Origin of the sequence: Pseudomonas triclosanedens (genome assembly GCF_026686735.1) — a bacterium.
In the GTDB taxonomy this organism is placed as follows: domain Bacteria; phylum Pseudomonadota; class Gammaproteobacteria; order Pseudomonadales; family Pseudomonadaceae; genus Pseudomonas; species Pseudomonas triclosanedens.
In genome coordinates this window covers 4,966,593-4,979,344 of record NZ_CP113432.1, presented here as the reverse complement: position 1 = coordinate 4,979,344, position 12,752 = coordinate 4,966,593, and the positions used below count along the sequence as shown (strand labels likewise).

The window sequence follows — 12,752 nt, the reverse complement described above, 5'->3', positions numbered from 1 at the left end:
CTCTTTCAATGCTGCTCAAGGAACCCATTCAACGCAAGGAGGAGGCAGGCAGCCGCGGGATTGCCCACGGAGCGCGAGCAGTTGTTCTGCTCTGGGGCGCTGATGTCGTGCCGTGATGAAAAGGTGCCTCGTATTCTGTTGCAGGGGGCGCTGCGAGACACCGGGCAAATGTTCGCCGGACGGGATGCGTGCCGGACTCGTCGAGCCATGTGGCATCAACGCTGCCCAGCCAGCCCGCATGCTGAATGAGCGGATGGCGCTGGCCGTTTCCTCGGATCGAGGCATGGCGTATCGTGGTTTGCCGGTTCGAAACAGCGGAGGCGCGATGTACTGGACGGAATTTCTCACGGTGGCGTTCATTCACCTGCTGGCGGTCGCCAGCCCCGGCCCGGATTTCGCCGTGGTGGTGCGCGAAAGCGTGACCCACGGTCGGCGTGCCGGCACCTGGACGGCGCTGGGTGTAGGCAGTGCGATCTTTCTGCACGTGACCTATTCGCTGCTGGGCATCGGCCTGATCGTTTCGCAGTCCATCGTACTGTTCAATGCGCTGAAATGGCTGGCCGCCGCGTACTTGCTGTACATCGGCATCAAGGCGCTGCGTGCGCGTCCGGCCGACCCGGCCGCCGCCGAGGGGGGCGCAGCGCCGGTGGCGCGTACGGCACGCGGGGCTTATGTCGCCGGCTTCGTCACCAATGGCCTGAATCCGAAGGCGACCCTGTTCTTCCTCTCACTGTTTACCGTGGTGATCAATCCGCATACACCGCTGACGGTACAGGCGGGCTACGGTGTCTACCTGGCTTGTGCCACGGCCATCTGGTTCTGCCTGGTGGCACTGTTGTTCAGCCAGCAACGCGTGCGCGCAGGCTTTGCCCGCATGGGGCACTGGTTCGACCGGATGATGGGGGTGGTGCTGGTTGGACTGGGTATCAAGCTGGCATTCACCGAGCTGCGTTGAAGTCCGGCGAGGCGGGCTTTCAGACCTTGATCTCCGCCAACTGCGCCAGCGCCTGCAAGTACTCTCGGGGGTTTTCCCCCAGTAATCTTCTGAACATCGCACTGAACGCCCGCCCGCTGGTGTAGCCCAGCGCGGCGGCGACGCTCTGCACGCTCTCGCCTGCCAGCAGGCGCGGCAGGGCTTCGGTCAGGCGCAGTTGCTGGCGCCACTCCTGGAAACTCATGCCCAACTCCTGGCGGAACAGCCGGGCCAGAGTGCGCGAGCTGGCGCCAACCTGCTGGCCCCAGTCTTCCAGTGTGTAGGGATGCTCCGGGTGCTTGAGCAGCGCCTTGCAGATCGACTTCAGGCGCCGGTCGATCGGCAGCGGGAGCGCCAGGGGCAGCCGTTCGAGGGTGGCGATTTCCAGCAGGATCAGTTGCTCCAGCAGTGGCAGCGCGGCTTCGCCTGGCTGTGCCTGCCAGCGAATGCAGCGCAGGATCATTTCCCGCAGCAGCGGCGTCACCGCCAGCACGCAGCAGTCCTGCAGGTTTGCCGGGCAGGCTTCGACGCGGATGAACAGGGTGCGCATATGCACTTCGCCGGTCATATGGATTTCATGCCGGGTGCCCGGCGGAATCCACACGGCGCGGGTTGGTGGAATGACCCAGGCCCCCTTTTGGGTGACCAGCCGCATCAGGCCGCTGGCGGCGTAGAGCAATTGCGCCTGCGGGTGATCGTGAGGCTGCACGTGATGCCCATCGAGGTAGTCGAAGCCCACGGCGGCGAGGCGTGAGTCATGGGGAATATCCAAGTGCATGTCGGGTTCGATGACTTTTCTGTCAGGTCTGCGTTATGCGGACAACCTAGCATGACGCTCACTTCCCACCAAGCCGAGAGCCGACGCCATGTCCCGACCTCGAACGATCATTCGCTACATCAACATCGCCCACATCATCGATCATATGTTCATGCTGATTTTCCCTGCCGCCGTGCTGGGCATGACGCAGAGTTTCGGCCTGACCTATGCACAGATGATCGGCCTGTCGCTAGGGGGCTTCATCGCCTTTGGCGCCTGCTCGATTCCGGCCGGTTGGCTGGGCGACAAGTGGGATCGCCGGCACATGATGCAACTGTTCTTCTTCGGTATCGGCGCGGCCTCGATCCTCACCGGGCTGGCCAGCTCCGTGCCGATGCTGGTGACCGGCCTGACGCTGATCGGCGTGTTCGCCGCCATCTACCACCCGGTGGGTACGGCGATGCTGGTGGCGCACGCGGAAAACCGCGGTCACGAGATCGGTATCAACGGCATGTGGGGCAACCTCGGCGTTGCTTTCGCCGCCTTGCTCACCGGTTTCCTGACGGCGAAGTTCGGCTGGCGCGCGGCGTTCATCCTGCCGGGAGCGGCAGCGCTGCTGTTCGGTCTTGGCTTCACCTGGCAGGTACGTGCCGAGGCGCCGGTTGCGGTGAAGCACCCAGTGCCCCGTGGCGTGGGGGGGCAGAAACTGTCGATGCCACGGGTGTTCGGCGTGCTGGCGCTGGTGACGGCGACCGGCGGGGTAGTGTTCAACGCCAGTACGGTGACCTACCCGCGGCTGTTCCAGGTACGTCTGGAAGATCTGCTGGCCTCGCCGGAGAGCCTCGGTGTGGTGGTCAGCCTGGCGTATGCCTTCGGCGCGGTGGCACAGTTGATCATGGGGCGCCTGCTGGACCGCTTCAGTCTCAAAGGCCCGTTCCTGCTCATGACCTTCTGCCAGGGGCCGCTGCTGGTAGCGCTGGCCTATGCGCAAGGCTGGCCGGTAGCGGTGGTCGGCGCGTTGTTCATGTTCGCGGTGTTCGGCCAGGTGACGGTGAACGATGCGATGGTCGCCAACTTCGTCGCCCCGCAATGGCAGGCGCGGGTATTCGCCTTGCGCTACTTCGTGTCGTTCGGCGCGAGCGCCGCGGCGATTCCGCTGATCAGCTACATCGAGCCGCGCCAGGGGCTGGCCGGTTTGTACCTGATCCTCGCAGCGCTGGGCGCTATCACCTTCCTCGCGGCTGTGGTCTTCCCACGCACGGCACCTCACGCGCCCAGGCCGGCGGCGGCCTGATGTGTTCGCCAAGCCAATGAAAAAGGGGCGCTCGATGCGCCCCTTTTTCATACCGGGCTGAAAGATCAGACCAGTTCGATCGCTACCGCAGTGGCTTCGCCGCCGCCGATGCACAGCGAGGCGACGCCACGCTTGCCGCCCTTCTTCTGCAGGGCGTTGATCAGGGTGACGATGATCCGCGAGCCGGTGGAGCCGACCGGGTGGCCCTGGGCGCAGGCGCCGCCGTAGACGTTGACCTTGGCATGGTCCAGGCCGTGCTCGCGCATGGCGAGCATGGTGACCATCGCGAAGGCCTCGTTGATTTCGAAGAGATCCACGTCGTCCTTGGTCCAGCCGGCCTTCTTGAACAGGTTGGTCATGGCGCCGATCGGGGCGAGGGTGAACTCTGCCGGATCCTGGCTCTGGGTGGCGTGTGCGACGATCTTCGCCAGCGGCTTGAGACCGCGGCGCGCAGCTTCTTCAGCGGTCATCAGGACCAGCGCGGAAGCGCCGTCGGAAATGGAGCTGGCGTTGGCGGCGGTGATGGTGCCGTCCTTGCGGAAGGCCGGGCGCAGACCGGGTATCTTTTCCAGGTTAGCGGTCAGCGGCTGCTCGTCGTCCTTTACCACGGTCTCGCCCTTGCGGGTGGTTACGGTGACCGGGACGATTTCCGAGGCCAGCGAGCCGTCAGCGATGGCGGCCTGGGCACGCTTGAGCGACTCGATGGCGTAGGCGTCCATTTCCTCGCGGGTCACGCCGTACTTGTCAGCCGTTTCCTGGGCGAAGGAGCCCATCAGGCGGCCGGTACGCGCATCTTCCAGCCCGTCGAGGAACATGTGGTCCTTGATCTCGCCGTGGCCCATGCGCAGGCCGGTACGGGCTTTTTCCAGCACGTAGGGAGCGTTGGACATGCTCTCCATGCCGCCGGCGACCATCACGTTGTTGGTACCGGCCTTGAGCAGGTCATGGGCCAGCATCACGGCCTTCATGCCGGAGCCGCACAGCTTGTTGATGGTGGTGCAACCGGTGGCGGCGGGCAGGCCGGCGTTCAGCGATGCCTGGCGAGCCGGGCCCTGTTTCAGGCCGGCGGGCAGGACGTTGCCCATGATCACTTCCTGCACGTCCTCGGGCTGGATGCCGGCACGGGAAATGGCTTCGCGGATGGCGATGGCGCCCAGGTCGACGGCGGAAACGCCGGCCAGGCTGCCCTGGAAGCCGCCCATCGGAGTACGGGCGCCGCTGACGATGACGATCTCGGACATGAATCTACCTCTTCGCTCTTGTTGTAGGAGTGCGTGCATGGCCGGCTGCGCTTCGGCTGCGCGGCTTTCGCCGTGTTCCGCTGCTGCTGGCAGGCCATACCCGGACGCCGGATAAGGGGCCGGCCGTGAACGGCCGGGCGGGTGGATTCTACCGCGTGACCGGATGTCGCCAAAGAGTCATTCGCAAATCACTCTTTTGACTGATGAATGGACATCGGGACGGCTCTAGAGTCGGACTCATCAGAAGAACCCCTGCCTTGAGAGTGCGCCCGCCATGTTGAAAACCCGTGTCATCCCTGCTGCACAGAATGCCTACCAGTACCCGCTGCTGATCAAGAGCCTGCTGCTGTCCGGCAGCCGTTACGAAAAGGGCAGGGAGATCGTCTATCGCGACACGGTGCGTTACAGCTATGCCACCTTCAATGAGCGCGTGGCGCGCCTGGCCAACGTGCTGACCGACGCTGGCGTCAAGGCCGGCGATACCGTGGCGGTGATGGACTGGGACAGCCATCGTTACCTTGAGTGCATGTTCGCGATTCCGATGATCGGCGCGGTGCTGCACACCATCAACATTCGTCTGTCGCCCGACCAGATCCTCTACACCATGAACCACGCCGACGACCGCTTCGTGCTGGTCAACAGCGAATTCGCCGGGCTGTACCAGGGCATCGCCAGCCAACTGAGCACGGTCGAGAAAACCCTGCTGATCACCGATGGCGCGGACAAGAGCTGCACGCTGCCCGGTTGTGTCGGTGAGTACGAGACCCTGCTGGCTGCCGCCAGGCCGCGCTATGCGTTCCCCGATTTCGACGAGAACTCGGTGGCGACCACCTTCTATACCACCGGTACCACCGGTAACCCCAAGGGTGTGTACTTCACCCACCGACAGCTCGTGCTGCACACGCTGGCGATGGCCTCGACCATCGGCAGCCTGGACAGCATCCGCCTGATGGGCACCGACGATGTCTATATGCCTATCACGCCAATGTTCCACGTCCATGCCTGGGGCGTTCCCTACGTGGCCACGATGCTCGGCGTGAAGCAGGTGTATCCGGGGCGTTACGAACCGGACCTGTTGTGCAAGCTGATCCGTGACGAGAAGGTGACCTTCTCTCACTGCGTGCCGACCATCCTGCAGATGATGCTCAATGCCGCCAGTGCCAAGGACCACGACTTCTCCGGGCTGAAGGTGATCATTGGCGGCAGCGCGCTGAACCGGGCACTGTACGAGGCGGCCAAGGCGCGCGGTATCCAGCTCACTGCGGCATATGGGATGTCCGAGACCTGCCCGCTGATCTCCTGCGCCTACCTCAACCAGGAGTTGCGGGCCGGCGGCGAGGACGAGCGTACGACCTACCGGATCAAGGCCGGCGTACCGGTGCCGATGGTGGAGGCGGCGATCATGGACGAGCACGGCGAGTTCCTCCCGGCTGACGGTGAGTCCCAGGGAGAGCTGGTGCTGCGCGCGCCCTGGCTGACCCAGGGCTATTTCCGGGAGCCGCAGAAGGGCGAGGAGCTGTGGGCCGGAGGCTGGATGCACACCGGCGACGTCGCCACGCTCGACGGCATGGGCTTCATCGATATCCGCGACCGTATCAAGGACGTGATCAAGACTGGCGGCGAATGGCTCTCGTCGCTGGAGCTGGAGGACCTCATCAGCCGTCATCCATCGGTGCGTGAAGTCGCCGTGGTGGGCGTTCCCGATCCGCAATGGGGCGAGCGTCCATTCGCCTTGCTGGTGCTGCGCGACGGCCATTCTCTGGATGCAAAGGCGCTGAAGGAGCACCTCAAACCCTTCGTCGAGCAAGGCAACATCAACAAGTGGGCGATTCCTTCCCAGATCGCCGTTGTTACTGAAGTTCCCAAGACCAGCGTTGGCAAGCTCGACAAGAAGCGCATCCGGGTAGACATCGCCCAATGGCAGGAGGCAGGCAGCGCCTTCCTTTCCACGGTTTGAGCGACGACCGGCCGGTCAGGGCGTGAAGCGTGCGTGCCAAGCAAGCGCTTGGCACCTCGCAGCCCAGTGCTGATGCCGCTCCGGGCACGGCAAGGCGTCTAGGCAGGGCCTTTGTAAGCGAAATCACACTTTAGAGCGATCAAGCCCCGGGGGGCGCTGGATATAGTCGCCACTACTCATAACAAAAAACACATGGAGTAGCGTCGATGAAAACCATGCAACATATCTGGCGACTGGCGCGGTTGCCGCTGGCCGTCAGCCTGGCTTCTTCGCTGGCGACCCCCGCTTCCGCCGTCAGCTTCAACATCGGGGAAATCGAAGGTTCGTTCGACTCTACGCTGTCCGTGGGGGCCAGCTGGTCGACGCAGAACCCGAACAAGAACCTCATCGGTGTCAACAACGGCGGCAAGGGCCTGTCCCAGACCTCCGACGATGGCCACCTGAACTACAAGGCCGGCGAGACCTTCTCGAAGATCTTCAAAGGCATCCACGACCTCGAGCTCAAATACCAGGACACCGGCGTCTTCCTGCGCGGCAAGTACTGGTACGACTTCGAGCAGAAGGACGAGAGCACCGAGTTCAAGCCGCTGTCCGACCACAATCGCAAGGAAGCCGCCCAGGCCTCCGGCGCCGAACTGCTCGATGCCTTCATCTATCACAACTACAACATCGCCGACCTGCCGGGCACCGTCCGCCTGGGCAAGCAGGTGGTGAACTGGGGTGAGAGCACCTTCATCCAGAACGGCATCAGCGTGATCAACCCGTTCGACGTCACCGCGTTCCGCCGCCCCGGCTCCGAGATCAAGGAAGCCCTGGTGCCGGTGAACATGTTCTACATGTCGCAGAACCTGACCCAGAACCTCTCGGCCGAAGGCTTCTACCAACTGGAATGGGACCAGACGGTCGTCGACAACTGTGGCACCTTCTTCTCCCAGCCCGACGTCGTGGCTGACGGTTGTACCCAGAACCTGGCGGTACTGACCAACAACGCCGCCTCGATCCGTACCCTGAACGGCCTGCTCGGCCCGAACCTGGCGGTCACCCCGTCGCCCTGGGACGAGGGGCTGGTGGTCAAACGCGGCCCGGACCGCGACGCCCGCGACAGCGGCCAGTACGGCCTGTCTCTGAAGTACTTCGCCGATAGTGTGAACACCGAGTTCGGCGGCTACTACATGAACTACCACAGCCGCCTGCCGATCTTCAGCGGCAAGGGTGCCGATGCCTCCAAGGTCACCCAGATCAACCAGTTGATCACCAATATCGCGCGTGTCAGCCCGTCCCTGGCAGCCCAGGCTGGCGCCGCCGCGATGGCTGGCAACTCCAGCTACTTCATCGAGTATCCCGAAGACATCCACCTGTACGGCCTGAGCTTCTCCACCACGCTGCCCACCGGCACCGCGTGGAGCGGCGAGATCAGCTACCGTCCGAACGCGCCGGTACAGTTGAACACCACCGACATCCTCTATTCTGGCCTGGATCCGGTTGCCATCGGCGGCAACCACATCTACGACAACGCTTCGGTGCTGACCGGCAAGGCGGGCGAGGACCTGCACGGATACACCCGCAAGGAAATCACCCAACTGCAGACCACCTTCACTCACTTCTTCGATCAGGTGATGGGCGCCGAGCGTCTGACCCTGGTGGGCGAAGTGGGCTGGACCCACGTGGGCGGCCTGGAAAGCCAGTCTGACAAGCGTTATGGCCGTGACCCGGTGTTCGGCCCCGGTCCGCTTGCCGGCAGCCTCAACGGCGCTCCGACCTGCCAGGCGCTGAACGCATCCACCCTGGGTAGCGGCCCGCAGAACAACCTGTCGCGCAAGTGCGAAAGCGATGGTTTCACCACCGCCGACTCCTGGGGCTACCGCGTCCGCGCGATCTGGGACTACAACGATGTCTTCGCCGGTGTGAACCTGAAGCCGAACGTGGCCTGGCAGCATGACGTGGACGGCTATTCCCCCGGCCCGGGCGGCAACTTCGAAGAGGGTCGCAAGGCCGTCAGCCTGGGTGTGGATGCCGACTACCTGAACACCTACACCGCCAGCCTCTCCTACACCAACTTCTTCGATGGCAAGTACTCCACCGTCGATGACCGCGACTTCGTCAGCCTCAGCTTCGGGGTGAACTTCTAAGCCGCCAGACGCAACCGCACAGAAAGCCGCAGGCCGTCAGCGCGACGGCCTGCGGAGAGTAACGACCAAACGAGGATGACCGACTAATGAGAACAACAAAGATCCTTCTGCATTCCGGTGCCCTGGCGCTCAGCCTGCTGGCCAGCCAGGTGATGGCCGCTGTTTCCGCCGACGAAGCGGCCAAGCTTGGCACCACGCTGACCCCGATGGGCGCGGAGAAGGCCGGCAACGCTGACGGCAGCATTCCCGCCTGGACCGGCGGCCTGGCCAAGAATGCCGGCAGCGTCGATAGCAAGGGCTTCCTCTCCGATCCGTTCGCCAGCGAGAAGCCGCTGTTCACCATCACCGCGCAGAACGCCGACCAGTACAAGGACAAGCTGACTCCCGGCCAGCTCGCCATGTTCAAGCGCTACCCCGACACCTACAAGCTACCGGTGTACCCATCGCACCGCACCGCCTCCGTGCCGGACAGCGTGCTGGCCGCCACCAAGAAAAACGCTACCAGCACCACCCTGGTGCAAGGCGGCAACGGTCTGCAGAACTTCCAGACCGCCAACCCCTTCCCGATTCCGAAGGACGGCCTGGAAGTCATCTGGAACCATATCACCCGCTACCGTGGCGGCCACGTGCGTCGTCTGGTGACCCAGGCCACCCCGCAGGTGAACGGCTCATACTCTCTGGTGTACTTCCAGGATGAGTTCGTCTTCCGTACCGACCTGAAGGACTACGACGCCAGCAAGCCGAGCAACGTGCTGTTCTACTTCAAGCAGCGTGTGACCGCTCCGGCGCGTCTGGCCGGTAACGTGCTGCTGGTGCACGAGACCCTCGACCAGGTGAAGGAACCGCGCCTGGCCTGGCTGTACAACGCCGGCCAGCGCCGTGTGCGCCGTGCCCCGCAGGTTTCCTACGACGGCCCGGGTACCGCCGCCGATGGTCTGCGCACCTCCGACAACCTGGACATGTACAACGGTGCACCGGACCGCTATGACTGGAAGCTGGTCGGAAAGCAGGAACTGTACATCCCCTACAACAACTACAAGCTGGACGATCCGAAGCTCAAGTACGCCGACATCATCAAGCCCGGCCACCTGAACCAGGATCTGACCCGTTACGAGCTGCATCGTGTGTGGCACGTGACCGCTACCCTGAAGCCGGGCGAGCGCCACATCTACGCCAAGCGTGACTTCTACATCGACGAGGACACCTGGCAGGCCGTGGAAATCGACCACTACGACGGCCGTGGCACTCTGTGGCGCGTAGCCGAGGCGTTCAACCAGTACTACTACAACTACCAGGTACCGTGGTACACCGCCGAAACCCTGTACGACCTGCTGTCCGGCCGCTACCTGGTGCTGGGGCTGAAGAACGAGGAAAAATCCGCCTACGACTTCAACTACAGCGCTTCGGAAAGCGACTTCACTCCGGCCGCCCTGCGTCAGGAAGGCGTGCGCTGAGGATCGACTGCTCTTGAAAACCGGCCTTCGGGCCGGTTTTTTTATGCCTGGCAGCCGTGTCAGGCTCGCGGATACGCGCCGTAGCGCGGAATGTCGGGCGCCCGGCAGTCACGTTATGGGCAAAGACGATAAAAACGACTTCAAATACAGCCCGCGAGCGGATAGGCTCCCGAGCAGCCCTCGTATAAGAGCTAGAGCAAGAGCCAGGCCGATGACCGACTTCTCGACTCTGCCAAAACTGATCGAAAATCCTCCCAACACGGCCGGCAGCCGCTTCTTCCGGCCGCCGCTGCCGCATGGCCATGTCGCCCGCTCCCGCCTGTGCGAACGGTTGGCTACTGGTCTGAACGGGCGGCTGATCCTGGTTTCCGCACCCGCCGGCTTCGGCAAGAGTTCGCTGGCCATCGAGTTCTGCCAGACCCTGGGCAGCCAATGGCGCAGCCTGTGGCTGGGCCTGAGTGCCCGCGACAGCGATCCGGGCCGCTTCCTCGAGCGCCTGCTCGATGGCCTGCGCCTGCACTTTCCGACGCTGGGCGAAGAGGCACTGGGGTTGCTCAAGATGCGCCAGCGCCACCAGCCCTTTGCCTTCGAAGCCTGGCTCGACGACCTGCTCGACGAGTTGGTGGAGTGCATCTCCACCGAGTCTCCGCTCCTGCTGGTGCTTGACGACTATCACCTCGCCCAGGGCGCGGTACTTGACCGCTGCCTGCAGTTCCTGCTCAACCACCAGCCGGCCGGGCTCGTGCTGCTGGTGACCAGCCGCCAGCGTCCCGACTGGCATCTGGCGCGGCTGCGCCTGTCGCGGCATTTGCTGGAGTTCACCGAGCATGATCTGCGCCTGACCGCCGAGGAAACCGCACAGTTGGTCTCCGCCAACGGCGCTCAACTGGATGAAAGCGCGCTGGACAACCTGGTCGAGCGAAGCGAAGGCTGGATCGCCGGCCTGCGCCTGTGGCTGCTGGCGCATGGCGACGAACTGGCGGCCAACACGCCCGACCTGTCGGTGCATGGCGCCGAAGAATTGATCCGCGACTACCTGCTCGAAGAGGTGATCGACAAGCAGCCGCCGGATGTACAGGTATTCCTCTACCAGACCGCCCGTTTCGAACGTTTCAGCGCCGAACTCTGCGATGCGCTGCGTGACAGTCACGACAGCGCGGCTATCCTGCGCCATCTGCAGCAGCATCAGGTATTCCTGGTACCGCTGGACGAGCAGGGCCAGTGGTTCCGCTATCACCACCTGTTTTCCGACCTGCTCCTGGCCCGGCCGCTGCCCGGCTCCGGCCCCTCGGCGGCGGCTCTGCACCTGCGTGCGTGCCGCTGGTTCAGCGCTCAGGGTCTGTTCGACGACGCCGTGGAACAGGCTTTGCGCGCCGGGCATCCGGAGGTCGCGGCTAGCCTGGTGCAGAGTCTTTCCGAAGAGCAATTGCTGGCGGAGCAGAACGTCGCGACCCTGCTGCGCTGGAAGATGGACTTGCCCGACAGCCTGCTGGCCAGTACGCCTCGGCTGATCGTGTTGTACAGCTGGGCGCTGGCGCTGGCTTGCCAACTGGATGCCGCCGATGAACTGGGAATGCAGCTTTCGCGCTTCCTGCCGGCGGCGGACGAGGCGACCCAGCGCGACCTGCTGGCGCAGTGGCAGGCTCTGGCGGGGGCGATTGCCCGTGGCCGCGGTGAGATCGACGTGGCTACGCGACATTGCGAAGAAGCCATGCAGGGCCTGGGCCCGGAGCGCTTCGGGCCGCGTCTGTTGTGCCTGTCGACGCTCAGCAACCTGGCGATAGTGCGCGATGACCTGTGGCGCGCGCGCGGGCTGAATCGGGAAGCGCTGGAGCTGGCCCAGCGCTTCGGCAATCCGCTGTTCGAGGCAATGGTGCATTACGACCGCGCCCGAGTGCTGCAGGCTCGCGGCGAAGTGCTAAGGGCGGAGGAGGAGGTGCGCCAGGGGCTGGCGCGGTTGTCCGGCCTCTCGGCACAGCGCCGCTACGCCGTGCGGGGGCGGCTGATGCTCTATCAGGGGTATCTGCGCAGCCTCGCACTGCAACCGGACGAGGCGCGCAAATGGCTCAAGGCCGGGATCGAGGAGTCTCGCGCCTGCCGGGATATCAGCCTGGTGATCGGTTTCTGCATACTGGCCAGCCTGGAAGGGCGGCTCGGCAATTACACCCGCGCCTTCGCGCATCTGGCCGAGGTAGAGAGGATGATGCACGTCTGGGACGTGCCGCCGGTCTACTACCTCTCGGCCATCACCCTGATCAAATGCGAGCTCTGGCTTGGCCAGGGGCAGGTAGAACTGGCCGCCGCCTGGCTGGAGCGACTGCGCGATACCTACACCGGCGCCGAGCCGGCCACGCCGCCGGAGTGCGCGCCGCAACTGCCTCGCAGCGTGGAAATGCTCCAGGCTCTGCTGGAGTGTCGCGAAGGGCTGAGCGCCGAGGCCGAGTCGCGCCTGCGCAGGGTGGCCGACGGTGCCATGCAGGTCGGCGCGCACCTGCAGGCCCGGCTCGCGCAGGGGCAGCTACTTGAATTGTTGTTGCAGGAAGGCCGGGAGACCGATGCGGAGCGGGTGCTGGACGAATGCCTGCCGGGCCTGGAGACCGGCCTGGTGATGCCGTTGCACGGCGCGTTGCAGAACTACCCGGAATGGCTGCGCGAACGATTGGCCGGCCGGGCTCCATCGATGGCGCTGGACGCCCTGCGCGAACGCCTGCCGGCGCAGCCGGAGCGCAGCGCGCCATTGGCTGACTGCCTGAGCGGGCGCGAGCTGGCAGTGCTGGAACTGATCGCCCAGGGTTGTTCCAACCAGGAGATCAGCGAGCGCCTGTTCATCTCCCTGCATACCGTGAAAAGCCACGCCCGGCACATCAATGACAAGCTCGGCGTCGAGCGCCGCACCCAGGCCGTGGCACGGGCGAAGGAGCTGGGGCTGCTGCGCTAGGGGCCGCAG

Annotated in this window: 8 protein-coding genes; 6 read left to right on the top strand and 2 right to left on the bottom strand. The window is 64.3% G+C overall.

The features are described from left to right. The first annotated feature begins 325 nt into the window (after window positions 1–325). Window positions 326–955: a LysE family translocator gene (locus OU419_RS23045; RefSeq protein ID WP_254470438.1), complete on the top strand. Its 630-nt coding sequence runs from the start codon at window positions 326–328 to the stop codon at window positions 953–955. Between the two features lie 19 nt (window positions 956–974). Here the strand turns inward: OU419_RS23045 and OU419_RS23040 are convergent, their stop codons facing one another. After that, window positions 975–1,751, bottom strand: a complete 777-nt coding sequence (locus OU419_RS23040) for an AraC family transcriptional regulator (protein ID WP_254470439.1) — start codon at window positions 1,749–1,751, stop codon at window positions 975–977. An 88-nt stretch (window positions 1,752–1,839) separates the two neighbouring features. On the opposite strand from OU419_RS23040, the gene OU419_RS23035 reads away from it, so the two are divergent. Then, window positions 1,840–3,024 (top strand): MFS transporter, encoded by a 1,185-nt coding sequence (locus OU419_RS23035; RefSeq protein ID WP_254470440.1) that lies wholly within the window; start codon window positions 1,840–1,842, stop codon window positions 3,022–3,024. 65 nt (window positions 3,025–3,089) lie between these two features. Here the strand turns inward: OU419_RS23035 and OU419_RS23030 are convergent, their stop codons facing one another. Next, window positions 3,090–4,265 carry a thiolase family protein gene (locus OU419_RS23030; RefSeq protein WP_254470441.1) on the bottom strand — a complete coding sequence of 392 codons (1,176 nt, stop codon included), beginning with the start codon at window positions 4,263–4,265 and terminating at the stop codon, window positions 3,090–3,092. Between the two features lie 274 nt (window positions 4,266–4,539). Here OU419_RS23030 and OU419_RS23025 point away from each other — a divergent pair, with 274 nt between their 5' ends. From OU419_RS23025 to OU419_RS23010, 4 genes are all read left to right on the top strand, one after another. Next, on the top strand, window positions 4,540–6,222 hold the full coding sequence (locus OU419_RS23025) for a fatty acid--CoA ligase (RefSeq protein WP_254470442.1): 1,683 nt from the start codon (window positions 4,540–4,542) through the stop codon (window positions 6,220–6,222). A 206-nt stretch (window positions 6,223–6,428) separates the two neighbouring features. After that, window positions 6,429–8,351: a DUF1302 domain-containing protein gene (locus OU419_RS23020; protein WP_254470443.1), complete on the top strand. Its 1,923-nt coding sequence runs from the start codon at window positions 6,429–6,431 to the stop codon at window positions 8,349–8,351. A gap of 86 nt (window positions 8,352–8,437) precedes the next feature. Then, a complete protein-coding gene (locus tag OU419_RS23015) occupies window positions 8,438–9,805 on the top strand; it encodes a DUF1329 domain-containing protein (protein WP_254470444.1) in 1,368 nt (455 codons plus the stop codon). Window positions 9,806–10,016: 211 nt separating this feature from the next. Then, a complete protein-coding gene (locus tag OU419_RS23010) occupies window positions 10,017–12,743 on the top strand; it encodes a LuxR C-terminal-related transcriptional regulator (RefSeq protein ID WP_254470445.1) in 2,727 nt (908 codons plus the stop codon). The last annotated feature ends 9 nt before the right edge of the window (window positions 12,744–12,752 follow it).